The sequence below is a fragment of the Methylobacterium sp. J-030 genome (assembly GCF_022829545.1).
Classification (GTDB): domain Bacteria; phylum Pseudomonadota; class Alphaproteobacteria; order Rhizobiales; family Beijerinckiaceae; genus Methylobacterium.
In genome coordinates, this window is sequence record NZ_JAKSYM010000313.1 from 88442 (window position 1) to 111285 (window position 22844).

A 22844-nucleotide genomic window follows, 5' to 3' on the forward strand; every position below is an offset into this window, starting at 1 on the left:
CCCTACCGCTTCGTCGATGCGTCTGACGGCATGTGCTTAGCCATGAAGGTCAGAATCAACGTCGCAATGTCATCAGTCTTCTCATCGAGCGCGAAATGGCCGGCGTTCAGCAGGTGGATCTCAGCGCCCGGCAGGTCGGCACGGAACGCGGTAGCGCCCGCCGCGATGAAGGAAGGATCGTTGGCCCCCCAGACCACCAGGGTCGGTGGCTGATGTTGCCGAAGCCAAGCCTGCCACGTCGCGTAAGCGGCGATGTTGGTCCTATAGTCGTAAAGCAGCGCCGCCTGGATATCGCGCTGGCCGGGCTTCGCCAGATGCGCGATCTCGTCGGTCCAAGTGTCCGGATTGTAACGCTCTGGATGTGTGGTCCCGGCGGTATGGCGCTCCTCGGTCGCCGCCGGCGACACGAAAGCATCTATCACCTCCGGGTGCGCGGCCGGATCGTCCCAATACTGAGCGATCGTACTCCATTTCGCGCCCAGGCCGGCTTGGTAGATGTTGCCGTTCTGGGTGACCAGCACCTGCAGGCGCTCGGGGTGGGCCAGGATCAGCCGCATCCCGACCGGCGCCCCGTAATCGTGGATGTAGAGACTGTAACGCTCGAGCTTCAGCGCTTCGAGAAGATGGTCGACGGTCTGAGCCATATGGTTAAAGGTGTAAGTGTAGATGGAGGGCGGCGGTGCATCGCTCTGACCGAAGCCCGGGAAATCAGGCGCAATCAGATGATATTGCGCCGCCAGTAGTGGGATCAGCGTGTCGAACTCTCGCGAAGACGATGGAAAACCGTGCAGCAGAACGATGGTCGGGGCATCTTTCGGTCCTGCTTCACGATAGAAGATACCAATCCCGTCAACCTGCATCTTATGGAAGGTCGTCGTCGCCGAGGTCGATAGGATAGGCGCAGCACAGGCCATGACAGGCATAGCGAGTGCGATCGAGGCGCCGAGTAAGCTTTGGATCATCGTCATCGTCCCTCGGAAGCCCCCGTGGGTTGACCCGAATAATCATCGGGGCGGTGGTTCATTGGCCAGTGACTCGGCTTGTCAAACGCGGGCCTCGGCAATCGCCAGGGTGTCGATGTACTGACGGAAGCGAGTGATTTTTCCATTCTCCACCGTCCAGATATGGGCGTAACGCGCTTCGGAGGCCTTGCCGGTTCGAGCATGAACGCCTGTGAAGTCGCCCAGCGACACCACGGTCTCGCCCTCAGTGATGAACTCGGTGGGCACAAGCGAGAAGCTGGTCCATTCAGCCATCAGTGGCTTGAACAAGCCCTCGGCTACGCGGCCAGGGCCGCGGCCTTCGACCTTGTAGAGCCACATCGTGATCCATTCGATGTCGGGGGCCATCAGGCCCAGAGCACCGGAAGCATCACCCACGGCGAGCTTGTCGTAGAAGTCGCGGACTACGCTCTTCGGAATAGCGATCATGGTCAATCTCGGATTGTAAAGGTCCGCGCACAGTGACTGAGGAAGCCAGTGCAAGCCGGACGCCTCGAGGATTCGTCGACGGCGGCTGAATTTTCAGCCCAGATATTTCTCTAGAAATTCGCGCATAGCTGCACCAATTTCGCGAGCATGGGTCTCGAGAGCGAAGTGACCACTATCAACGAAGCGGACCTCAGCGTCTGGCAGGTCTCGTTTGAACGCTTCAGCGCCCGGTGGGATGAAAAACGGGTCATTCTGACCCCAGATAGCCAACAAGGGCGGCTGATTTTTGCGTAGATAGGCCTGGATTTTTTCGTAACAAGCAATATTGGTTTTGTAGTCCCCAAGAAGGTCTAATTGTATTTCATCGTTTCCTGGGCGAGACAGATAAAAATCATCTAGATTGCGCCCGTCGGGGGACACGAGCGTCGGATCGCTTACGCCGTGTGTGTATTGGAAGAGCGTGGTTTGTGGAGCCAGGAAGCTGCGGAGGGCCTCCCGGTTGGCTTGGGTCGGCTCATCCCAGTAGGCCTGGACTGGCGCGAAAGCCTCAGACACGCCTTCTCGGTAGGTGTTGCCGTTCTGCGAGATGATCGCGGCGATGCGATCAGGATGGTCCAGCGCCAAACGGAAGCCGACCGGGGCGCCGTAATCGAAGACGTAGATGGCGAAGGTTGTGAGGCCGAGTACCTCGGTGAAGCGGCCTATTACCCTCGCAATGCCCTCAAACGTGTAAGCAAATACATCACGAGTCGGCTGCTCGGTCATGCCGAACCCGGGCAGGTCTGGGGCGACCACGTGATACTTGCAGGCGAGCTCTGGAATTAGGTCACGGAACATGTGGCTCGCGCTGGGGAATCCGTGTAGTAGCAGGACGGCCGGAGCGCTCTGGTCGCCGGCGGAGCGGTAGAAAACTTTTAGCCCATCAACGTCGACGGTGTTGAAGTGAACGGTCATTGCTCATTCCCTGAAACGGGTGGTGCTGAGCGCTTTGCTCGATGAAAACGATGTCGGCCTATCTGACCCGGCAGGACAGTGATCGAATTCGGGAAGTGGCCTTCCGATAAGCTGAAGGGCTGCGGTCACAACGCGCAGCGTGAGGCCCTTTTGTTGCCGCAGACCAAGAGCCGGGGGCGTCGAGACCGTCTACGACGACACGTTCAGTTACCGGTGCTCAACCGGGCCCGACGGCATCGGCCCGGCAAGGCCAGTCTACTGCATCAAGTTCGACCCGCAGCAGCTCTCACCCGGCAACGCCGAGCCATGCCTCTTCCTCTACGCTAACCCGTTCGACGCGTACCTGCGCCCGGTCCGAGGATCGGGCCGGCGCGTGAAGGCGGGAGACCCGTTGAACAACCGCTTCCACGATCAACGGGAGCGTGAGGCGCGCAACGCAGTGCGCGTGCGGGCGCTTGAAGGCCTGCCGGTCCAAAGGGGCGTGATCACAGATCAGATTGTCGACAAGGTCATGCAGACCTTCGCCACCGAGATCGAGCCGTTCAACGGCGCCGAGCTCGTGGCGAGGGCCTGGACCGATGACGCCTTCAAGGCGCTGCTAGCGACCGACACGATGGCGGCCGTCGCGAAGCTCGGCCGCCCCACGGATGCCGTCGGCGTCGAAGGCGAGCCGTGCGTGGCACGCGCGGGCTATGTCTCGATCCTCCCGGCGGGCAGCATAGCGGCGGGCGAGGGCCGCGCAGGCGAAAAGCTGCGTTTGGTGGAACAGCATGAGCGGCAGCACCACCAGTGCCACCCCCGGGCCGGGGAACAGGACATTGGCCATCGGGATCCCGCCGGCCATGCTCTTCTTCGAGCCGCAGAACACGACTGCGATCTCGTCCGCGCGGCCGAGGCCGAGCAGGCGGCAGACCGCCGTTGTCGCGGCGAGCACCGCCACCAGCATCGCACCATCAAGGCCCAGCACGATGAGGAGGTCGCGCAGCCCGATCTGACCCCAGATCCCCGCGACCATACCCTCACCGAAGGCGGCATAGACGATCAGCAGGATCGAGCCGCGGTCGACGAGCGCCGTGACAGCGCGGTGGTCTTCGAGGGCGGACCTGAGCAGGGGGCGCAGCGCCTGTCCCAGGGCGAAGGGCAATAGCAGTTGGAGGGCGATCTCACCGAGCGCATGCGGGTCGATCCCAGCCCCGTGGCCCCCGAGCGTAAGGGCGACCAGCGCCGGGGTGAGCACTACGCCCAGCAGATTGGACATCGAGGCGCTGCAGAGGGCCGCCGGAACGTTGCCGCGCGCGATCGCCGTGAAGGCGATCGAGGACTGGACTGTCGACGGCAGCAAGCAAAGGAATAGTAGGCCGGCACTCAGTTCCTCCGGCAGGAACAGTCGCGACGCCCGCGCCATCGCCAGACCGATCAGCGGGAACAGGACGTAGGTGCTGGCGAAGACGAGCGACTGGAGCCGCCAGTGCGACATCCCTTCGAGCACGGCCTCCTTCGACAGCTTGGCGCCGTAGAGAAAGAACAGCAGCGCGACAGCAGCTGTGACGGCATGGCCGACCCACACGGCCATCGCGCCGCGCGCGGGCATAATCGCGGCCAGCGCAACCGCTGCAACGAGAGCGACCAAGAAGGTATCGATGTTGGGCATGCGCGGGCGCTTCATGACGGTCTCCAGGGGGCGCATTGGATATCCCGCCCGGCTTGCTCATCGTCTAGAGCATGTGTCAGAGAAATAGTCATCACGGATGGTGATGATCGTGGATCCCGTCGAGCTCGCCGACCCCATCCTGCTGCGCAGCTTCATCGCCGTGTGCGAGGCCCGGAGCTTCACCGCCGCAGCGCGCCTTCTGGGCCTGCGCCAATCCGCGGTGAGCCAGCACGTCGCCCGGCTGGAGCGGCGCTGCGGCCGGCGGCTGCTGGCGCGGGATACCCACGGTGTCGCACTCACGCCGGACGGGGACGCTCTCCTGCCCCATGCACGGGAGGTGTTGGCCATCGGCGCGCGCATCGAGCGCTACCTCTCGGGTGTGCGCCTGCGTGGTCGGGTCCGCTTCGGCGCCTCGGAGGACTTCGTGTCGGGGGCCTTGGCGGACGTGTTGGCGGAGTTTGCACGCCAGCACGAGGGTGTCGATATCGAGCTGACGGTCGCCATGAGCGGGCAGCTATATCCGAGTTTCGACGCGGGCGAACTCGACCTGATCCTGACGAAGCGGCGCGGCGGTGATCGGCGTGGGCACGTGGCGTGGACGGAGCCGCTGCAGTGGGTCGGCCGGCGGGGGTTGACCCTGGATCCGGCCTTACCGCTGCCCCTCGTGCTGTACCCGCCGCCCAGCATCACGCGGTCGATCGCCATCGGAGTCCTCGACGCAGCAGGGCGATCGTGGCGGGCGGCTTGCACGAGTGGGAGCTTGAGCGGCATTCACGCGGCGGCGATGGCGGGCCTGGGTGTCGCGGCTTATGCGCCGCGGCTGCTGCCGCCCGGCCTCGCCGCGCTCGACCGGTCCGCCGGGCTCCCGCCGCTCGGCACGGTGGAGTTCGTGATGTTGGGCGGGGACTCCGCCGGCACCCCGGCCGCAGCGCTCGCTGACGCGATCATCGCGCGAATCCCACGTCTCAGGCGCGTCGACTTTCCGGTCTAAGATCGCGCCGATGGCGGAGTGTGCCTAGCATCGCTCCGATCTCCGATATGGCAGCCAGCCGATCGTTCAGCGCACCGAGATAGTTGCGAAGAGATTCGGCGACACTGTCCGCTTCGATGCTTCGCCGCCCGTAAGCTGATCGGCGGAAACCTACCCCAAGCGGCCGTTCCAATAACGACCAGCGCGGTCGCTCACGCGCGGTCATGCGGCTTCCGGAAGCAGATGTACGTCCCGCCGGTACGACAGATCAGTCTTGCCAAGGTATGGGGTCGCAAGTCTGCACTGCGGCCTGTCCGGAAACAGCAATGGCAGTGTCGTTCAGGGGCCGATTAGCTTCCTCAGCCGGTCGAGGTTGCCCAACTGCTGGAGCGCGTGGTCGCGGTCGGCTGCAGCGAGGCCGAGTGTGACGGCCTCCAGCGCGATCAGGGTGGTGGCGTGGAGAGCGACCTCGTTCGCGCGGCCGCGACGGGCCAGCAGCACGACCGTGGCCTGCTGTGCCAACGCGCTCGTGTGCGTGTCGGTCACCAGCACCACCGGCAAGGCCAGGCGTCGAGCCTCCGCCATCACGGCCTGGACCTCGCGGTAGGGCTGTCCGTAGGCGAGAAGCAGGATCGCGTCGCCGGCCTGCAGGCCGAGGAGCTGGTCGGCGAGCGACCAACCCGTACCGTCGAGGAGGAAACTGCACCGCCCCGAACGCGTGAGTTGGAAGGCGAGGTACCGAGCGAGGTGTGCCGAAGGTCCGATCCCGAACACGCCGATGCGGGTCGACGGATGCAGGGTGGTAATGGCCGCGCGGATGGCCGCTTTCCCATCCTCCGTCCGGAGTGCTTCCATTCCCTCCGCGTGGGCCGCCAGAACGGCGTCGATGGCTTGACTCGCATTCTCGCCGACGCCGGCGAGGGTGCGTCGCATGTCGGCCGCAGGCGTTCCGCGGTCGTCCATGCCGGCGGCCAGCGCCTGCTTGAGATCCGTCAGGCCGTCGTACCCGAGCGCTTGGACGGCCCGGATGACTGTCGCGTCCGACGTCCCGAGCTGCGCCGCGATCTGGGCGGCTGAACTCGCGAGGACCGCCGCGCGGTTCCGGTCGAGATAACTCGCGACCCGCGCAGCCGATGGCGTCAACGACGGCGTCAGGCGTCGTACCGTAGCACCGAAGTCTTCCGTCACAGCATCCCCTCCCCTCGGCGAGGCGCGTCGAACGCCTCACGCGCACGATGTAACCATCTCAACATATATATTGACAATGGTAGTGATTGCTACATTTTCGCATCCGGACAAGCCGGTGCGGCAAGTCTCACCGGCGTGAGGGCCTTCCGAATGACCGCCGACGGGACACATGCGTGGTCAACGGCCATCGCGACGGTCCTCGCCGCAGCCGTCGCGTTCGTCGAGGCGCTCGCGGTCGGCGCGGCGCGCGGCTGGCGCAGCACCCTCACCGGTACGTCTGCCGTGTTCGCCGCCGCTACCCAGGGCTGGATCGCCCTCGTCTGGGTGCGAGCCGCGTTGGCGACGCAGCCGGGCCCCTGGGTGGCGATCCTGCTCTTCGGCGGTCTTGCGGCGATCCTCTTGGAGAGCGCCCTGCGGCGCTCGGGAGCCGCGCGATGACCGGCACGCCGACACCCTTGAACGGCGGACACGGCACGCCGTCCACGCGACGCGGTCCACGGGGCCTGATGGTCACCGTCGCCGTCCTGGCTTCGTCCGCCGTCGGCTTTGCCGCCTATCGTCACGAGGCGGCGCCTCCCCCGACCCCCGAAGCCGGCGTCCCGGCGCCCGTGCCGGTCGTGGCGGCGGCCGTGCGGACCCAGGACGTGCCCATCGTCCTGACCGGCGCGGGCACGGTCGACGCGCTGAACCTAGCGACAATCCGCAGCCACATCACCGGGTACCTGCAGAATGCCGACTTCACGGAGGGCCAGTTCGTTAGGCGGGTCGACGTGCTCGCCCGGATCGACCCGCGCATCTACCAGGTCCGCCTCGAACAGGCGCAGACCCAGCTTACCAAGGACGGGGCGCTGCTCGCCAACCAGAAGACCAGCCTCGCGCGCAACGTGCCGCTGCTGCAAAAGGGTTTTGCCACCGACCAGCAGGTCGTGAGTGAGCGGGCCCAAATCGCGCAGACCGAGAGTGCCCTTAAGGGCGACCTGGCCGCTATCGATTACGCGCAGTCCGAACTCGACCCCACGACGCTGCGCGCGCCCTTCGACGGGGTGACCGGAATCCGCCGGGTCGGCATCGGCAACATCGTCAATCCCACGGACACCAACGGCATCGTCGTCCTGACGCAAGTCCAGCCGATCGGCGTGCTCTTCACCCTGCCCACGAGCGACATCGCGGCCGTGCAGGCGGCCCTGGACCGGGACATGCTGAGCACCGCGCTCGCCGCGCGACGTCCAGCGCGCCTGCCCGATGCCGCCGAAGCGCGATGAGCCGTCATCGCTGGGTTATCGTCGCTTGGAAAGAGCATCGCCCATGAGAGAGTTCACCGACCGCACCCCGAGCAAGGTGCCCTCGGTCACCCTCAGGTTCTGGCTCATCAAGGTCCTCGCCACGACGCTCGGCGAGACGGGCGGCGATACCGTCACGATGACCTTGGGTTGGGGCTATCTCGCCGGAACCGCATTGTTCGCCCTGCTCCTAATCGGCTTGGTCGTCGCCCAGATCCGAGCCAAGCGATTCCACCCGATTCTGTACTGGGCGACCATCGTCGCCTCGACGACCTTCGGGACGACCATGGCGGACTTCGCAGACCGCTCACTCGGGATCGGCTACACCGGCGGCTCTGCGTTGCTGTTCGCCTGTGTCGCGGCGGTGCTGGGGCTCTGGTACGCGTCGGAACGCACGATCGCCGTCGACACGGTCTCTACGCCCCGTGTCGAGGCGTTCTACTGGGCGGCCATCACGTTCTCGCAGACGCTCGGCACGGCGCTCGGCGACTGGCTCGCCGATACCGGCGGCCTCGGCTACGACGGCGGTGCTATCGTCTTCGGCACGGCCCTCCTGGTCATCGTTGGTCTGTATTACCGGACGCAGGTCTCGCGGGTGCTGTTGTTCTGGGCGGCCTTCATCCTCACACGCCCGCTCGGAGCGACCGTGGGAGATTTCATCGACAAGCCCGTGGCGGAAGGCGGCCTGAACCTCAGCCGCCCTTTGGCGTCGGCCGTGCTGGCGACCCTCATCGCCGCCGCGGTCGTCCTGCTGCCGCAGCGCGCAGGCACGCATCCGACGGCGCGGAACGGCCGCCCATGAGGCGCAGTTCGCTTCGCATCGAGAACAAGTTGGGAAAAATGGATGGCAGGATCTCTCGACGGCGCCTGCTCGCGGGGCATCGACACGGGCTTCGTGGCCCTGGGCTACGCGCGGGTGGCCGTGCTCGGGGTCGTGCAGGGGCTGACCGAGCTGCTGCCGGTCTCCTCCACCGCCCATATGCGCATCGTGCCCGGGCTGCTCGGCTGGCAGGATCCCGGCTCGGCCTTTTCCGCCGCCATGCAGCTTGCCGCTCTCGCCGCCGTCGTCACCTATTACTGGCAGGACGTGCGGGGCATCCTGTCCGGGAGCCTGTCGGCCGTCGCCCGGCGCGACTGGCGAAGCACGGAGTTCCGCTTCGCGGTGGGCATCGTTCTAGCGACGATCCCCATCGTGATCGCGGGCCTGCTGCTCTCCCCGGTGCTCAACGCCTGCAACTCGCCGCTGCGGACGCTTCCGGTGATCGCCTGGGCGTGCGTCGGGCTCGGCCTCCTGCTCGCGGTCGCCGAGTTGGCCGCCCGGCATGTGCGCCCGGCAGCCGAGGCGCGGCTGGGCGACATGCTGCTCATCGGCATCGCCCAGGTCGGCGCCCTTATTCCCGGCGTTTCCCGCTCCGGCTCGACCCTGACCGGGGCGCTGATGCTGGGCTTCCGTCGGGCGGATGCGGCACGCATCTCCTTCCTGCTCGGGCTGCCCGCCATCTTCCTCGCGGGCGTCCGTGAGTTGTGGATCCTGCACAAGCTCGGCCTCTCGGCGGACGGATGGGGCATCCTCGCGGTCGGGCTCGCCGTCGCGAGTGTTTCCGCGTTCGCGGCGATCTGGCTGCTCATGGCGGTGCTGGAGCGCTTCTCGGCGTGGCCTTTCGTGGCCTACCGGATCGCGCTCGGCCTTGGCCTACTGGCTGCGTTGCAGTTCGGCGTGCTGTCGTAGGAGCCGGTCGGCGCGCGTCAGCGCTTCGGGCCGCGCTTCAGCTTTGAAGGGTAGCAGAAACCGCTACCCGCGATCCGGTTCAGGAACTCGGCCCAACGGAACCGAAAAGCTGTCTCCCATCCCTCCCGAGCTCCGACGCTAAGCGACCTCTTCCGCCACGGAACGCCATCGCTAGCGCGCTGAACATCCCAGAAGCCGGCTTTTGGGTCTTGTGAGATGGGCCATAGTCGAGCGCGACGACATCCTCCTACATACATCATCGCCCAAAAGCGGACCGGCGGACAATCACCCAGCCCAGCCATAAAGAGGCGATCGCCGAGGAGACCGAACCCGGCCGAAAGCTGCCGGTCCACTTCGGTGCAGACACGCTGCCGTGGCGGACGGCTTCCTACCGACCCAACACGGTCGTTCTCGCGGGGCTATGCGCCGTCCGGAAGCGGACATGGCCGCAGACGTGAAAAAATCGCTGTGGGGGTCTCTGTGATCGCTTCTTCGAGCCGAGCCATCAGGCGGGCAGGCCTGTGAGGTCGGCTGATGACAGTCGCCGGCTTGTCGTCTCCGAAGCCGGCTCAGGCCATCAGGGGACGTGTGTTGTCCGCGACGAGCTCCTGGGAGCGCGCGATGACATCACCGGGGCTGCCGCCCGCTATCAGGGTGTTGGCAGCCTCCACCGCGGCCACGACCTTCTCGCCGACCATTGAGACCATCCCGGCTTGGCTCTCCGCGCCGCGCCATGCGATCCGCACCCCGGTCGCTACGGACGATGACGTAGGTCAACCTCTGCCGGCAGGTTCAAGCCTCGGCGATGAGATCCTTGATGCGGGTGGCGAGGGTTTCCAGCACGAACGGCTTGGTCAGGACCTGCATACCGGGGCGCAGGTAGCCATTCCCGAGCACAGCGTTCTCGGCGTAGCCGGTGATGAAAAGCACCTTCAGGTCCGGCCGCCGCTCGCGGCCGGCATCGGCCATCTGCCGCCCGTTCATGCCCCCCGGCAGCCCGACATCGGTCACTAGCAGGTCGATGCGCACGTCCGACTGAAGGACCTTCAGGCCTGACACGCTGTCGGCGGCCTCGATGGCGGTGTAGCCAAGGTCTTCGAGTACCTCGCTGAGGAGCATGCGCACGGAGGGCTCGTCGTCCACGATCAACACTGTCTCGCCCTGGCCGGCCTGCTCCACCTCGGCGAGCCTGCGGGCCATGTCATCTTCGTCGGCCTCGCCGTAGTGACGCGGCAGGTACAGGCAGACCGTCGTCCCGACGCCGACCTCGGAATAGATCCGCACCTGTCCGCCGGATTGTCGGGCGAAACCGTAGACCATGGACAGTCCGAGGCCCGTGCCCTCGCCGGTAGGCTTGGTGGTGAAGAACGGCTCGAACACCTTTCCGATTAGGTCCGGTGCCATGCCGGTGCCGGTGTCGGTCACGCAGACGCCCAGGTACTGGCCGGGAGCGAGATCGTGCTGGCGGCCGCCGGCCTCGTCAATCCACCTGTTGGCGGTCTCGACGGTGATGCGGCCCCCGTCCGGCATCGCATCCCGGGCGTTGATGCACAGGTTGAGCAGCGCGTTCTCCAATTGCCCCGGGTCGATCAGCGCCGGCCACAGCCCCGCAAGGCCGACGACCTCCAAGTGGACGGCAGGACCGACCGTACGCCGGATCAACTCCTCCATGTCCCGGACCAAGCGGTTCACGTTGGTGGGCTTGGGGTCGAGGGTCTGGCGCCGGGAAAAGGCGAGCAGGCGATGCGTCAGGGCAGCGGCGCGCTTGGCCGCCCCTTGCGCGACGCTCATGTAGCGATCGAGGTCGCCCATGCGGCCCTGCAACATGCGGGTCTGCATCAGTTCCAGCGAGCCCGAGATACCGGCAAGCAGGTTGTTGAAATCGTGCGCGAGGCCACCGGTCAGTTGGCCGACCGCCTCCATCTTCTGCGACTGCCGCAGGGCCTCCTCCGTTTTCGCGAGCGCCTCGCCCTGCAGCTTGATCTCGGTGACGTCGCGTACGGACGAGTAGATCAGGCTGCCACGCGGCACGGCGTTCCAGGACAGCCAGACGTAACCGCCGTCCTTGCAGCGGTAGCGGTTCTCGAACGTGAGTTGGGCCTCCCCACGCGCCAGCCCCCCCACGGCCGCCGTCGTCGTCGCGACGTCGTCGGGATGGACGAAATCGAGGAACGGTCGTGCCTTCATCTCGGCGTCGGTCCACCCGAGGGTTTGCGACCAGGCCGGGTTGAGACCGAGGAAGTAACCGTCGAGGTTGGCCACGCAGAGCAGGTCGGACGAAGCTTGCCAGATTTGGTCGCGCTCGGCGGTACGAGCGGCGACCTGGCGGGCGAGGTCGGCCTCCGTCTGCGCCCGGACGGTCACGTCCTGCACGAAGACGTGGAAGCCGTCGACCGCGCCGCCGTCATCCTGGCGGGGCAGGTAGCGAATCTCGGCGACGCGGTGCCGCCCGTCGCGGTGCGGCCAGTCCACCTCGAAGGTGACGGGCTCGCCCCCGAGTGCCCGATCGATGAAGGGCCGCCGAACGGCGTAGGCGGCCGGGCCCAGGAGTTCGCGGACATCGCGCCCGACGACCTCGCCGGGCGGGACGAAGAACCAGTCCCGGTAGGCATCGTTGGCGAAGCGGTAGACATGGCCCGCGTCGATGAACGCGATCAGCACCGGGAGCGCGTCGGTGATGAGTCGGAGTTCGCGCGCGTTGGCCTCCGCCCGCAACTCGGCGTTCCTTCGTGCGGTGATGTCGCCAAAGAAGACCGCGACGCGGTGGTCGCGCGGGTCCCCGACCCGGTGCGCACGCACGTCGAACCAGCGCCCGAACACGGCGGCGTAGTTCTCGAAGTGGGCGGGTTCCCCAGTCAGTGCAACGCGGCCGTAGCGGTCGAACCAGTGCCGTTCGAGGTCGGGCGCGAACGAGCTGACCCATCGACCGGCGACATCCGCGCCGGTCTGCCGGGCGAAGGCCGGGTTGGCTTCCTCAATCAGGTAGTCGACCGCCCGTCCGTCCACGTCGAAGCGCATCCTGATGATGCAGAACCCGACTTCGATCGTCTCGAACAGCGTCCGGTAGCGGGCCTCGCTCGCCTGCAGCGCCTCCTCGGCGAGGCGGCGGTCATGGATGTCCTCGACGACGCCGTACCAAGCCACGATGGCGCCCGCTTCGTCGCGGCGGGGACGCGCCCTGGCCCGCATCCAGCGGTATTCGCCGGCAGCCGCGATGTTGATGCGGTAGTCCACGTCGACCGGATCCCCCGAGGCGAGGCAGGCCGAGAACACCGCGACCGTGTGCTTTATGTCGTCCGGATGCAGGGCCTTCATCCAGCCCGCGCCGTCCGGTTCGCCCGGGGCCTGGCCCGTCAGTTCGAGCCAGCGATTCGAGTACGAGGTGATGTTGCCAAGAGGGTCGCAGGTCCACGGGACCTGGGGGTTGAGTTCGACCGTGTGCCGGAAATGGTCTTCGCTCTCGCGGAGCTTCGCCTCGTTCTCCCTCAGCGCCGTCCAGTGGAACGCCTCGCCCTCCGCCTCCGGCAGCCGCGACCGCAGGCGTATGACCTCCGCCTCGAGCTCGTTCCGCGACAACGCCGTGATGTCGAACCCAACCAAAACTCACGTCTCGCGATTGACCGAGGTCTCGCCTCGAAATGATGTATTCCGGGGGCCAAGCCATCCGGGCTCGACCGGTTCCGTCCGTGACCGCTCACGTTCGTGCCCGGCCAGGGTCCCGTCGACCGCGTCCCCCCAAGCCGGGGCCGCGAGGCCCCGCTCGACAGTCGTTCAATGAATGTCCGGAACATGAGGGTCGCCTCGAAATGGTCCGGCATCCGGGTGGTGATCTGCAGGACGCCGCCGGTCGCTTTGCCCGGGAAGGCCGCTGCGAACGGCCCGTAGAGGAAGTCGATGCGCTTGATCTCCTCGGGCGCGACGATGCCCCAGCGCGGCGCGCCGATGGTGTTGTTGTTGGCGATGAGCGCCGAGATCAGCACGTCGTCGGCGTAGACGAGCGTGCGGGCGCTGGAGTTCACGCCCCAGGTGCGGGTCTCGATGACCGGCTGGGTATCGCCCTCATTGCGCTTCCGCACGAACAGGCTGGGGAAGTACGTGATGGCGTCCTCGGTATCGACGACGTTGACGGTCTGGTCGATCTGCTCGCGGGTGACGCTGGCGCTGGTCTGCGGCAGCTGGAACCGGTGCACGATGGTCGGGGCCGCCGGATCGGACGGCACGATGCTGGTCGAGACCGGCGTCTGAACCGCGGCGGGTGGCGGGACCAGCGGCCCACTCGCCTGCCCGGTCACCGAGAGTTCTTCGAGGGTGACGGCGTTCTCCTCAGCCGCACCCGCTCCGATGCTTGCGGGCGAGACGAGCAATCCGACGGCCAGCGCGAATGCGCTGCCGCGGAGATGGTGAATGGACATGACAAAACCCTATCGGCTGATCGGCAGGTTGGGTGCGATCAGGCGACGGGGGGACCTCGGGCGCTCTGGGCGTGGGTCGGTGGTCCAGTCTTGTCGACGTCAGCTTCGGGCCGCCAGGCGACGCGGGAGACCTGTCGAAGCGGCCACAAGACAGAGAAAGCGGGGACGGGTGGCGGCGCGATGGTACCGACGTGCATGGCCATGCAGCACGCATGGCATTGTGCGTCGGCCTGGTCGTGCGCGGGCGTGCCCGAGCCGTGCTCGGCGCATAGGACCCCGCCGATCGGATCACGCGACAGGACAGGGGCTGAGAAGGAGCCTGTACCGCCATCATGCCAACAGCTCTTCGCCCCTCCGGACTAACCCGAGCCGCGCCGCTCGCCACCGTTCTCTGCGGCCTCACCTCCGCCGCGGACGCACACCCTCACGTGTGGGTCGCGGCGCGCAGCGACGCGCGCGGCCCGGCCTGCGCACGGATACGCCCCACGGACGAGGGGCGCTCCGTTGCGGGCCTTCTTGTCGGTTCAGAACGCCTGGGCGATCCCGGCAAACACCCCGCGCCGCTGGCCGTACTGGGCGGCGAACACGCCGAGCCCGGTACCGTCGCGAAGTTGGTAGATCTTGTCGGTCAGGTTGACCACGTCCAGCCGGAGCTGCGCCGGCTTCCAGCCCGCGACCAGCTGCACGTCGCGCGTCACGCCGAGGTTGATCTGGTAGTAGGCCGGCACGTGGCTGGTGTTGGCGAAGCCGGACCGCAGCCCGCTGCCGAAGATCCCGTCCATGCTGAAGCGGGAGCCGTCCAGCAGGGGCGACACCCCGCGGACGAGGTACGAGAACCCGCCTGACGCGGTCGTGTTCTGGGCGTGGTCCGTGTAGATGTAGTGTGTGGCGATGTAGTTGAGCTCGTCCGCGCCGAACAGGTACTGGCCGGTGTCGATCAGCCGGGCCTTCTGCTGCGCGAAGGCGACGTTGCCATAGGCCGAGAAGTTGCCGTCCGTGTAGGTCGCCTTGATCTCGACGCCCCGGTTGTAGGCGCGGGCGTAGTTGAACTCGGTGAGCACGTAGGCCTGCCCGAACTGGCCGTCGTCGAGCAGGTTGTGGGCGAGCTTGTAGTAGCCGTCCACGCCGACTTCGAGGCCCGGCAGGATCCGCTGGGTCACGCCGATGTCGTAGACGTCCGCCCGCTCGGGCTGGACGGGGGAAGCGGCCAGCACCTCGGCCTGGTTGGTGGTTCCCACCGTCAGCCCCGGGTTCACGGGGGCGGCCAGCACCTGCTGCGGCGGCGTGAATTGGCGCGCGTAGCCGGCGTGGAACACCGTGCCGTCGAACGGGGTCCAGGTGGCGCTGGCCCGCGGGCTGACCTGGTTGGCGTTGACGAACTGGTACATCTGGTCGAAGCGCAGGCCGTAGTTCAGGATCAGCCGGTCGGCGACGTGCCACTCGTCCTGCGCGTAGACGCTGACGAGGCCGCCGGTCTTGCTCACCCGGTCGTTCTGGTTGAACGGCGCGTCGATCGGATTGCCGAACGTGTCGAGCGGCAGGACGATGTTGTTGTTGTTGTTGAGCGTCTGCTCGACGCTGCCGAAGAAGCCGAAGCGCAGGGTGTGGTCGGGGGCGACCCGCCAGGCGCTGTCGCTCTGGACGCCGTTGACGAGCGACGAGCGGTACACGTCCGAGGCCACGCCGTTGAACAGCAGGTTGCCGAGCACGTCCGGCTTGGCGTGGACCGTGCTGTAGCGCTGGAAGTACGAGAGCTGCATGTCGACGTCGCCGGCCGAGCGCTGCACCGCCACGACGTTGAAGTTAACGAACTCGTTCTGCCGCTGGTTGATGCGCGACGAGTCGAAGTCGCTCTGGCCGAAGGCGGTGAACGACGGCGCCACGCCCGGGGTGTTGGGGATCTGGTAGCGCCCGATGAACGTGCCGCCGATGTATGTCAGCCGGGTGTCCGGGTCGATCTGCGTCGAGACGTAGGAGAACTCCCGCCCCTGCGCGGTGTGGTCGTGGACGGGGTTGTAGCTCGACGTCGTGTTCTCGATGCCGAGGTTGGAACGGAAGTACCGCCCGGAGAAGAAGTAGTCGGTGGCACCATCGTGGCCGCCATACACGAAGGTCGGCGTGATCGTGCCGCGCACGCCGCCGTAGAGGCTGACGCTGCCGCCTTCGAACGCCCCGGTGCGGGCCTGGATGTCGAGGATCCCGGCGGTCCGCAGGCCGTACTGGGCGGGCAGCGCGCCGGTGATGAGCGAGACGCTGCCGATGAAGGCGGGGTCGAGGAACTGGTTGAAGCCCGAGATGCCGTCGGGGATCTGGATGCCGTTGATGCGGTACTGGACGTTGGCGTGCTCGTTGCGGACGTGGAAGCCGCCGTTGGAGGCGTTGTCCTGCGTCACGCCCGGCAATTGCAGCACGAGCTGATTGAACGGCTGGTTGTCGCCCTGCGGCTGGGACTCGATCGCGCTGCGGTTGAGCGTGGTGACGGTGGCGCCGGCCTTGGTGAAGATCCGATCGCGCGCCTCACCGAAGCGGCGCTCCTCGACCGCGGCGGATCCGCCGGCCTCGGGCGCCGCGACGGGCGTCGGCGTCCCCTGCGCGGCCGTGCCGGGGACGGAGGCGCTGTCGCGGGGGGCGGTCACGCTGATCTCGCCGAGATTGACGTTCGACGCACCCTGGGCCGCGGCCGGATCATGTCCGGCGGCGTAGGCCGTCACCCCGAGGATGGTCCCGGCCAAAAGAGCAGATCTGAGGGGGAGATACATCGTTGCCCGAACCGAACGTTATCACACTTCAAATGCTCAGTTCGCCTCCAGCTTGACAATGCGGTTTCAGCCCAGCCCGGCGAATCGTGCTCGGATGTAACAGTATTACAACACGTTGCCGGGATTGCGCTGTCGTGGGGATTGGATGGCCGCTACGGAACGTGCTCGATCGCGCCGCCGCTGCAGCTCGCGCATCGGCCCTCGATCTCGATGGCGCGACCATGCGGGGCAAAACCCGTCGCCGACGCGAATTGCGCGATCGCAGCCCGGACCTCCTCCGAGGGCGTCTCGCTCGTGTCGCCGCAGGCGGTGCACGTCAGCATGGCCACAAACGGCGCGTCCGGCCGTGCGCACAGCACGAACGCTTTGCGGAGCGCCAAGTGGCGGACGAAGCCCGCCTCGACCAGGAAGTCCAGCGCGCGATAGACGGTCGGCGGTCCGAGCAGCTTCGGGCCGGACAGGCGGTGGATGATCGCGTAGGCCGCCAGCGGCGTCGGGGATGCGGCGACGATCTCCAGGACGCGCCGGCGGATCGGCGTCAGGTTGAGGCTCCGGCGGCGGCAACTCTCGACCGCGGCGGTGACGAAGGACGACGGCTCGCCTGCGGTCTGGGGCTCGGCGATCGGCGAAGCGGGACGGACGGAATGAGCCTGCATGGCGAGGGCTCCTCGGTTGACGTGGTAATGTTATTTCATCAACCTTGGACGCGTTCTCATCACATCCACGCCATCGGCTGCCACCATGCAAACCCACGACCCGCGCCTGCCCGTCACCGTGCTGTCCGGCTTCCTCGGGGCTGGCAAGACCACGCTGCTCAATCACGTCCTGAACAATCGCGAGGGCCGGCGGGTCGCGGTGATCGTCAATGACATGAGCGAGGTGAACATCGACGCTGATCTCGTGCGCGAGGGTGGGGCCGACCTGTCCCGGACCGACGAGAAGCTCGTGGAGATGACCAACGGCTGCATCTGCTGCACCCTGCGCGACGACCTGCTCGCCGAGGTCCGGCGGCTGTCGGAGGCGGGCCGGTTCGACTACCTGCTGATCGAGGGGACCGGCATCGCCGAGCCGCTGCCGGTGGCCTCGACCTTCTCGTTCCGGGACGAGGACGGGGTCGCCCTGTCCGACGTCGCCCGCCTCGACACGATGGTCACCGTGGTGGACGCCGTGAACCTGCTCAAGGATTACGGCTCGAACGACTTCCTGCGCGACCGCGGCGAGACGGCGGGGACCGAAGATGCCCGGACCCTGGTCGACCTGCTGGTGGAGCAGATCGAGTTCGCCGACGTGGTGGTGATCAACAAGGCGCGGGACGTGGCGCCCGAACACCTCGCCCTGGTTCGCGCGGTGGTGCGTGGCCTGAACGGCGACGCCCGCATCGTCGAGACGTCCCACGGGCAGGCGCCGCTCGACGCGATCCTCGACACCGGGTTGTTCGACGAGGAGAAGGCGCAGCGGCACCCGCTCTGGTTCAAGGAGCTGTAAGGCGCCCACGAGCACGTGCCGGAGACCGAGGAGTACGGCATCGCCTCGTTCGTCTACCGGGCGCGCCGGCCCTTCGCTCCTGTGCGATTCAAGGCCTTCATCGAAGCCACCTGGCCGGGGCTGATCCGGGCCAAGGGCCATTTCTGGCTCGCGACCCGGCCGGACTGGGTCGGCGAGTTTTCCCTGGCCGGCGCCGTCGCGCATGTCTCGGCGATGGGCTTCTGGTGGTCGGCCGTGCCGCGCAAGCGCTGGCCGGCGGTCCCCGAGTTCCGGGAGCGCCTGCAGACCGTTTGGAGCGAGGTCTGGGGCGACCGTCGCCAGGAACTGGTGTTCATCGGCACCGGCATGGACCGGGACGCCATCACCGCCGCCCTCGATGCCTGCCTGATCGAGACCGGGCGCGATGTGGCGCCGTTCGACCCTGCCCCTTACAAGGGGCTCCCCGACCCGTTCCCGGTTTGGCGGCGCGCCGCCTGACGCGCGGGAATCGGGGATGACCGCCATGCAAGCCGTCCAGGGGTCGGATGTCGCGCGACCGCCGACTGCCGCCGCCGCCCGTCCGGACCGAGAATTCCCCGCGCATGTCCGTGTGGCCGACGGCGTGGAAGGGCTCGCGCTGATCCGGCGTCCCGGGATCAACCTCGCGCTCTGGCCACGAAAGCTCCCGGCAGAGGGCGTGACCCATCTGGCCGAGATGGTCTCGACCGGTCTCGCACCGGTGCGGTGCGAGGCGACCCTCGACGCGATGGAGGCCGAACTCCGCCAACGGCTTTCGCCCGGCCCGTGCCGGGACTGGCTCGCCGCCGATGCCGCGCGGCTGGCGCGGACCCTGGCGCAACTCGTGGGTACGCGCCGGGTCGTGCTCGGCATCGAAGCGATCGCCGGGGATGCCTGCCGGCTTTTCCACGCCGACGCCGTCGCGATGCGTCTCGTCACGACCTACCTGGGACGCAGTGGCTGGCGGACGCGGACGTGGAGGCATACGGCAACGGCGGAGCCGTACCGGAGGACCGCATTCACGAGATGGCTACCGGCACCGTCGCGGTGTTCAGGGGACTGCGCGGCGTGACGCGCGGACATCCGCTCGTGCACCGCTCGCCGCCGCGGCGGCCCGGGGACCCCGTCCGGCTGTTCCTGGCCGTCGATCCGGCGGCGTGCTGAGGCTGGGCGTCGGATACGTCGGACAACCGTTGATCTTGGCCGTGGGCCTGGCGACCGCGGTGGCGACACTGTGCGGCGGCTTCCCGGCGCTGCGCTACCGCACCGACTACACCCTGCTGCTCGGCTTCAGCAGCGGCGCGGTTGTCGGGGTGGCGCTGTTCGACCTCCTGCCGGAGGCGGGCGAGACCGGCGCGGCGGTCCTCGGGACGGTCGGCATCGCCCGCTGCCTCGCCGCGGGCTTCGCGACCTATGGCGCCCTCGACCGCGCAAGGTCGATGCTGACCGGGGCGCGCGGCGGCCATCGCGGGCACCTCGCGGCGGGCAGCCTGATGGACGGCCTCGGCATCGGGTTCGGTTTTCAGGTGTCGGCGTCCGTGGGTGCGGTCGTCGCGGCGGCCGTCCTGGCCCACGACGTAATGGACGGGGCCAACACGGTCGCGGTGACTCTGCGCGGCGGCGGAGACGAGCGCTCGGCGCGCCTGTGGCTCGTGGCGGACGTCGGCGCGCCGCTCGTGGGTATCGGCCTCGCGAGCCTTGCCTCGGTGCCCGATGCGGTCCTGGCGGGCCTCCTGGCGGCGTTCGCGGGCGTCTTCCTGTACATCGGCCCGTACGACCTGTTGCCCCGTGCCTATGCCCGCAATCCAGTCGTTCGTACCGCGGCGGCGATGGGATTAGGGCTGGCCTTCGTCTACGCGGTCGTGTGGCTGGCCGGCTGAAGCCGGATTGATCGAAACACGTGCCGCCTCCCGCCCGGCCTCGCGCCCCCGATCAGGATCACAGACGAAGTTTTTCCGCGTGCGACGGGCTGCGTCGGTCTAGCTGGCGCCAGGCAACGGCGGACCCTCTCGGCACGGATCGAGACCTGTGACACGCCTTCCAGGGGCCAGAATCGGACGCAGTCGGTTCTTGTAACGATATTGTATTGCGTAACGGGTGACGTTAAGGGCCTGCATACCGCCGCTACCAATCGGACCGGTGATGCCCGAAGCCATTCCCCACGTCGCATCGCCTCGGAACGCATCGCCCTTGGATCCGAGCGTCTACGAGCTCTCCCCTGGGGGCCGGGCCTACTTCGACCGGATGGCCACGGTGATCGGCCGCCGCGTTCCCGGTCATGGCACGGTCACCGAATTGGGACTGCCGTCCAGTGAACTCTATCGTATCCTGCGGGATCGGTCGGCTTCGACGGATGCCCGGATTGGCGCTGGGGAGTACGACCTCGTGTTGACGCAGGAGACCGACGTCGCTCGGCCCGATGTGCTGAAGCTCCTCTCACGAGGCCTCGACACGGCCCGGCGCGCCGTCGTCTGAGTTGTACCGGGCGACGACGGCACCCGGCTCGTCGGACCGACCCTGACGGGGTGCCTGCCGCGCGCCTGGGTCGAGGACCTGGAGAGCCGGTCTCTCTCCGCCGAAACCCTCTACGCGAACCTCGCCCGCGAATGCCCGCCGAACATCGTCACGAGCGCGGCTTGGTCGGTGCCCTTGATCATTCGCGACCTCGAGGCCTTCGCGGCGAGCCTGACCGACCGTATGGGCTGGTCCGGAACCCCGCGGGAGGCGGACCTCCTTCGACATTTGGCCGAAACGGCCAGGGCCCACCCCTTCGGGCACGCAGGGGTTCTCCAGTAATATGGTGCGGGCGCGCCTGGCTGAAGACGCCGCTTCTCATCCTTCTCGCTTCGGTCGGCCTCACCGTGTTCGGTGCTGGTGAGGACCGACTGGCTGGCCAACCGGCGGACATACCCACTTGGCTCGCGGCCCATATCGGTGAGGGCGACGACCAAATCGCACGGCCGGTCCTTCAACGGGCGCGGGCGCTCTATCGGCGCAAGGTGCGGGAGGGCGCCGTCCGGAACGCCTGCTACTTCGTCATGGATGCGACACGCCCCAACGGCGGCGAGGCGGACACGGCCGGGCATCGCTTCTACGTCATCTGCGAGACCGACCGGTCGTTCCGCGCGATCGCGGCGGGACACGGCAGCGGCCGGAAGCTGGACGGCGTCGCCGATTTCGCGAACGGGAGGCAGTGCGCGCGGAACTTCGGCAACGCGCTGGATTCCGACCTGACGGCCGGGGGGGCATACCTGACGGCCGAGGCGCGCCCGTCGTTCAAGGGCTACTACCGTCGCTCCGCCACCGAGGATGCGGAGCTGGTCCGCTCGTTCATCCAGTTCGACGGCGAGGGCGAAACGGAGAATGCCAGACGGCGCGCGATCTGGGGGCACGCGGCCGTCACGTTGAAAGGCGTGTGCCTGCGACGGGATCCGAACAGCCCCCACGCGAACCGCGCGGGCTATGTCCCGTTCGGACATCGGGTGGACTATGTCGGCGGGCGGAGCAACGGCTGCACGAGTTGGTCGGCATCCGATGCCGAATGGTTGATCGCACAAACCAAGGATGATCCGACGACGCTCTACATCTATCCGGAATCCGCCGACATCGCGGCTGTGGCCGACGCCGTCACGGCGGGCCGCCCGCCATCGAGCGGTGGCGCATACTGGAACGCCGCATGCTTGAAACAGATCGGGAAGCCGAAGTTCTGGTCCAGGGCCAAACTTGAGCCGATCCTGGCCGATTACAAGCGGGCGCACCCCGCGCCCCCTCCGAAGCCGCTTCCGCTCTGCTCCGACCAACGAGATCGTTCGGCCGGGACGCCTTCGTCCGTCCTGACCAGCCGAGTTCGGCTGGCGGGTCCGGAACAATCGGCCGAAGGGTCTCGTCGGCCGAGGTCGGCCGACAGGCTCTCGGATCCTGACACCGTGCCCGAGGCGGCCGACCGGCCTGCTCCGAGATGCGCCGCACCAAATGCCGACCCGCTGACGCGCCGTATCCTGATAGCGGGCGAGCAATCGGGCGGTGCCGTGCCGCCACGCCGGGCCCGATCCGGGTCGATATGAACGCGATCCCCCCCAGCCGAAGGCGCGGCGGCCCGCGGCCTGCGACGCCGTCTTGGTCTTCTCGACCTCGCCTTGATCCCGGCCAAGCCGCCTCCTGGTTGTGGGCTTATGGCCTGTTCGCGGGACGGCCAGCCCTGCTGTCGACCCCGACCACATCGCCGCCATCGACAACGTCACACGCAAGCTGATGCCGGCGGGTCAGCGACCGGTCTCTCGGTCGGCTTCTGGTTCGCGCTCGGCCACTCCTACGGTTGGCCCACGACGTGTTCCGCTCGCCGGATGCTTGGTGGCGCTTTCTCCCAGCGGATCAGGTCGAGTTCATCACGCTTTGAACGGTGCCACCGTGATTGACGGTCAATCGGCCACCACGCCATCCCAGAGATGCAACGCGAACGTCGACTTATGGAATGCTGTCGGGTTCGGACGAGCGGCGGCAATGGGCGCTGAGCAGACATCGCCCCACCGCCCGACAGCAGACATTCGGATTCCGCTGAACGGCCGTCCGATGTCGGCCCTGAACAGTTGCTGCGAATGTCCGCTTACTGGCTGGCTGAGACGAACGAGCGAATGCTCGCGACGAGCTTGCGCTGTTCGAAGGGCTTGTCGTGAAACACGCTCCGTGCCGGTATGCTCGACAAATTGGGCTTGACCGCACCCGTAAGGATCAACTCGATCGGTGGCCAGCGGTCGCGGATCAGCGCCGCCAGCTGCAGCCCCGTCACCGATCCACGCACGTCGAGATCGGCCAGCACGAGTCGAATGTCGACGCGGTCTTCGAGGATCTGGATGGCCTTTGCAGTCGTCGGAGCCTCGATGACGTCGCAGCCCGCCTCCTCGATGAAGTCGGACAAAACCATCATCAAGATCGGCTCGTTCTCAATCAAGAGAACGACCGGCCATCGCTCGGTCGACAATGTCACTCAGT

18 protein-coding genes and 5 pseudogenes are annotated in these 22844 nt (G+C 67.2%); 12 read left to right on the plus strand and 11 right to left on the minus strand.

Features of this window, described 5'->3' with window-relative positions:
- Positions 1-2: 2 nt before the first annotated feature.
- From MKK75_RS23615 to MKK75_RS23625, 3 genes are all read right to left on the minus strand, one after another.
- Positions 3-968, minus strand: coding sequence for an alpha/beta fold hydrolase (locus MKK75_RS23615; protein ID WP_244044950.1), 966 nt, complete (start codon positions 966-968; stop codon positions 3-5).
- Between the two features lie 75 nt (positions 969-1043).
- Positions 1044-1430, minus strand: a complete 387-nt coding sequence (locus MKK75_RS23620; protein WP_244044951.1) for a nuclear transport factor 2 family protein — start codon at positions 1428-1430, stop codon at positions 1044-1046.
- A gap of 93 nt (positions 1431-1523) precedes the next feature.
- The gene (locus MKK75_RS23625; RefSeq protein WP_244044952.1) at positions 1524-2384 is read right to left on the minus strand and encodes an alpha/beta fold hydrolase; all 861 of its coding nucleotides are present in this window, start codon (positions 2382-2384) and stop codon (positions 1524-1526) included.
- A gap of 139 nt (positions 2385-2523) precedes the next feature.
- On the opposite strand from MKK75_RS23625, the pseudogene MKK75_RS23630 reads away from it, so the two are divergent.
- Positions 2524-2964: pseudogene (locus MKK75_RS23630) on the plus strand (nitrile hydratase subunit alpha); the annotation flags it as partial.
- Between the two features lie 18 nt (positions 2965-2982).
- On the opposite strand, the gene MKK75_RS23635 reads toward MKK75_RS23630, so the two are convergent.
- Complete coding sequence (locus MKK75_RS23635; RefSeq protein ID WP_244044953.1) at positions 2983-4050, minus strand: bile acid:sodium symporter family protein; 1068 nt, start codon at positions 4048-4050, stop codon at positions 2983-2985.
- Positions 4051-4138: 88 nt separating this feature from the next.
- Between MKK75_RS23635 and MKK75_RS23640 the strand changes: the two genes are divergently transcribed.
- Entirely contained in the window at positions 4139-5026 is an 888-nt protein-coding gene (locus tag MKK75_RS23640; protein WP_244044954.1) for a LysR family transcriptional regulator, read from the plus strand.
- Positions 5027-5344: 318 nt separating this feature from the next.
- On the opposite strand, the gene MKK75_RS23645 is transcribed toward MKK75_RS23640, so the two are convergent.
- On the minus strand, positions 5345-6148 hold the full coding sequence (locus MKK75_RS23645; protein ID WP_244044955.1) for a MurR/RpiR family transcriptional regulator: 804 nt from the start codon (positions 6146-6148) through the stop codon (positions 5345-5347).
- 195 nt (positions 6149-6343) lie between these two features.
- Between MKK75_RS23645 and MKK75_RS23650 the strand changes: the two genes are divergently transcribed.
- The 4 genes from MKK75_RS23650 to MKK75_RS23665 are packed head-to-tail and all read left to right on the plus strand — an operon-like array spanning position 6344 to position 9202.
- A complete protein-coding gene (locus tag MKK75_RS23650; RefSeq protein ID WP_244044956.1) occupies positions 6344-6631 on the plus strand; it encodes a hypothetical protein in 288 nt (95 codons plus the stop codon).
- Positions 6628-7455: an efflux RND transporter periplasmic adaptor subunit gene (locus MKK75_RS23655; RefSeq protein WP_244044957.1), complete on the plus strand. Its 828-nt coding sequence runs from the start codon at positions 6628-6630 to the stop codon at positions 7453-7455. The genes MKK75_RS23650 and MKK75_RS23655 overlap by 4 nt, the downstream gene beginning before the upstream one ends.
- A gap of 43 nt (positions 7456-7498) precedes the next feature.
- Entirely contained in the window at positions 7499-8275 is a 777-nt protein-coding gene (locus MKK75_RS23660) for a hypothetical protein (RefSeq protein ID WP_244044958.1), read from the plus strand.
- A 42-nt stretch (positions 8276-8317) separates the two neighbouring features.
- Positions 8318-9202, plus strand: a complete 885-nt coding sequence (locus MKK75_RS23665; RefSeq protein WP_244044959.1) for an undecaprenyl-diphosphate phosphatase — start codon at positions 8318-8320, stop codon at positions 9200-9202.
- A gap of 569 nt (positions 9203-9771) precedes the next feature.
- Here the strand turns inward: MKK75_RS23665 and MKK75_RS35850 are convergent.
- The 5 genes from MKK75_RS35850 to MKK75_RS23685 all read right to left on the minus strand — a co-directional run bounded on the left by MKK75_RS35850 (position 9772) and on the right by MKK75_RS23685 (position 17029).
- On the minus strand, positions 9772-9900 hold the full coding sequence (locus tag MKK75_RS35850; protein WP_279594078.1) for a hypothetical protein: 129 nt from the start codon (positions 9898-9900) through the stop codon (positions 9772-9774).
- A 94-nt stretch (positions 9901-9994) separates the two neighbouring features.
- Positions 9995-12778: a PAS domain-containing sensor histidine kinase gene (locus MKK75_RS23670; protein WP_244044960.1), complete on the minus strand. Its 2784-nt coding sequence runs from the start codon at positions 12776-12778 to the stop codon at positions 9995-9997.
- The gene (locus tag MKK75_RS23675; protein WP_244044961.1) at positions 12688-13614 is read right to left on the minus strand and encodes a Plug domain-containing protein; all 927 of its coding nucleotides are present in this window, start codon (positions 13612-13614) and stop codon (positions 12688-12690) included. The genes MKK75_RS23670 and MKK75_RS23675 overlap by 91 nt, the downstream gene beginning before the upstream one ends.
- Positions 13615-14138: 524 nt before the next feature.
- The gene (locus MKK75_RS23680) at positions 14139-16346 is read right to left on the minus strand and encodes a TonB-dependent receptor (RefSeq protein ID WP_244044962.1); all 2208 of its coding nucleotides are present in this window, start codon (positions 16344-16346) and stop codon (positions 14139-14141) included.
- A 179-nt stretch (positions 16347-16525) separates the two neighbouring features.
- A complete protein-coding gene (locus tag MKK75_RS23685; protein WP_244044963.1) occupies positions 16526-17029 on the minus strand; it encodes a Fur family transcriptional regulator in 504 nt (167 codons plus the stop codon).
- An 85-nt stretch (positions 17030-17114) separates the two neighbouring features.
- On the opposite strand from MKK75_RS23685, the pseudogene zigA reads away from it, so the two are divergent.
- The 6 genes and pseudogenes from zigA to MKK75_RS23715 form a co-directional block, all read left to right on the plus strand.
- Positions 17115-18335: pseudogene (gene zigA / locus MKK75_RS23690) on the plus strand (zinc metallochaperone GTPase ZigA).
- Between the two features lie 25 nt (positions 18336-18360).
- Positions 18361-19019 (plus strand): annotated as a pseudogene (locus tag MKK75_RS23695) (DUF1826 domain-containing protein).
- 41 nt (positions 19020-19060) lie between these two features.
- Positions 19061-19735 carry a ZIP family metal transporter gene (locus MKK75_RS23700; protein ID WP_244044965.1) on the plus strand — a complete coding sequence of 225 codons (675 nt, stop codon included), beginning with the start codon at positions 19061-19063 and terminating at the stop codon, positions 19733-19735.
- A 262-nt stretch (positions 19736-19997) separates the two neighbouring features.
- Positions 19998-20330 (plus strand): hypothetical protein, encoded by a 333-nt coding sequence (locus tag MKK75_RS23705; protein ID WP_244044966.1) that lies wholly within the window; start codon positions 19998-20000, stop codon positions 20328-20330.
- A 386-nt stretch (positions 20331-20716) separates the two neighbouring features.
- Positions 20717-21649, plus strand: a pseudogene (locus MKK75_RS23710) (hypothetical protein); the annotation flags it as partial.
- 309 nt (positions 21650-21958) lie between these two features.
- Positions 21959-22165, plus strand: a pseudogene (locus MKK75_RS23715) (HoxN/HupN/NixA family nickel/cobalt transporter); the annotation flags it as partial.
- A 293-nt stretch (positions 22166-22458) separates the two neighbouring features.
- Here MKK75_RS23715 and MKK75_RS23720 read toward each other — a convergent pair.
- On the minus strand, positions 22459-22833 hold the full coding sequence (locus tag MKK75_RS23720) for a response regulator (protein ID WP_279594079.1): 375 nt from the start codon (positions 22831-22833) through the stop codon (positions 22459-22461).
- Positions 22834-22844 lie beyond the last annotated feature (11 nt).

Excerpts from the sequence above, each read along its gene's own strand:
- MKK75_RS23640 (WP_244044954.1), top strand. The coding sequence starts at position 4,139 with ATGATCGTGGATCCCGTCGAGCTCGCCGACCCCATCCTGCTGCGCAGC.
- MKK75_RS23685 (WP_244044963.1), bottom strand. The coding sequence starts at position 17,029 with ATGCAGGCTCATTCCGTCCGTCCCGCTTCGCCGATCGCCGAGCCCCAG.
- MKK75_RS23620 (WP_244044951.1), bottom strand. The coding sequence starts at position 1,430 with ATGATCGCTATTCCGAAGAGCGTAGTCCGCGACTTCTACGACAAGCTC.
- MKK75_RS23615 (WP_244044950.1), bottom strand. The coding sequence starts at position 968 with ATGACGATGATCCAAAGCTTACTCGGCGCCTCGATCGCACTCGCTATG.
- MKK75_RS23655 (WP_244044957.1), top strand. The coding sequence starts at position 6,628 with ATGACCGGCACGCCGACACCCTTGAACGGCGGACACGGCACGCCGTCC.
- MKK75_RS23705 (WP_244044966.1), top strand. The coding sequence starts at position 19,998 with ATGCCCGAAGCCATTCCCCACGTCGCATCGCCTCGGAACGCATCGCCC.
- MKK75_RS23660 (WP_244044958.1), top strand. The coding sequence starts at position 7,499 with ATGAGAGAGTTCACCGACCGCACCCCGAGCAAGGTGCCCTCGGTCACC.
- MKK75_RS23625 (WP_244044952.1), bottom strand. The coding sequence starts at position 2,384 with ATGACCGTTCACTTCAACACCGTCGACGTTGATGGGCTAAAAGTTTTC.
- MKK75_RS23650 (WP_244044956.1), top strand. The coding sequence starts at position 6,344 with ATGACCGCCGACGGGACACATGCGTGGTCAACGGCCATCGCGACGGTC.
- MKK75_RS35850 (WP_279594078.1), bottom strand. The coding sequence starts at position 9,900 with ATGGTCGGCGAGAAGGTCGTGGCCGCGGTGGAGGCTGCCAACACCCTG.
- MKK75_RS23675 (WP_244044961.1), bottom strand. The coding sequence starts at position 13,614 with ATGTCCATTCACCATCTCCGCGGCAGCGCATTCGCGCTGGCCGTCGGA.
- MKK75_RS23665 (WP_244044959.1), top strand. The coding sequence starts at position 8,318 with ATGGCAGGATCTCTCGACGGCGCCTGCTCGCGGGGCATCGACACGGGC.
- MKK75_RS23635 (WP_244044953.1), bottom strand. The coding sequence starts at position 4,050 with ATGAAGCGCCCGCGCATGCCCAACATCGATACCTTCTTGGTCGCTCTC.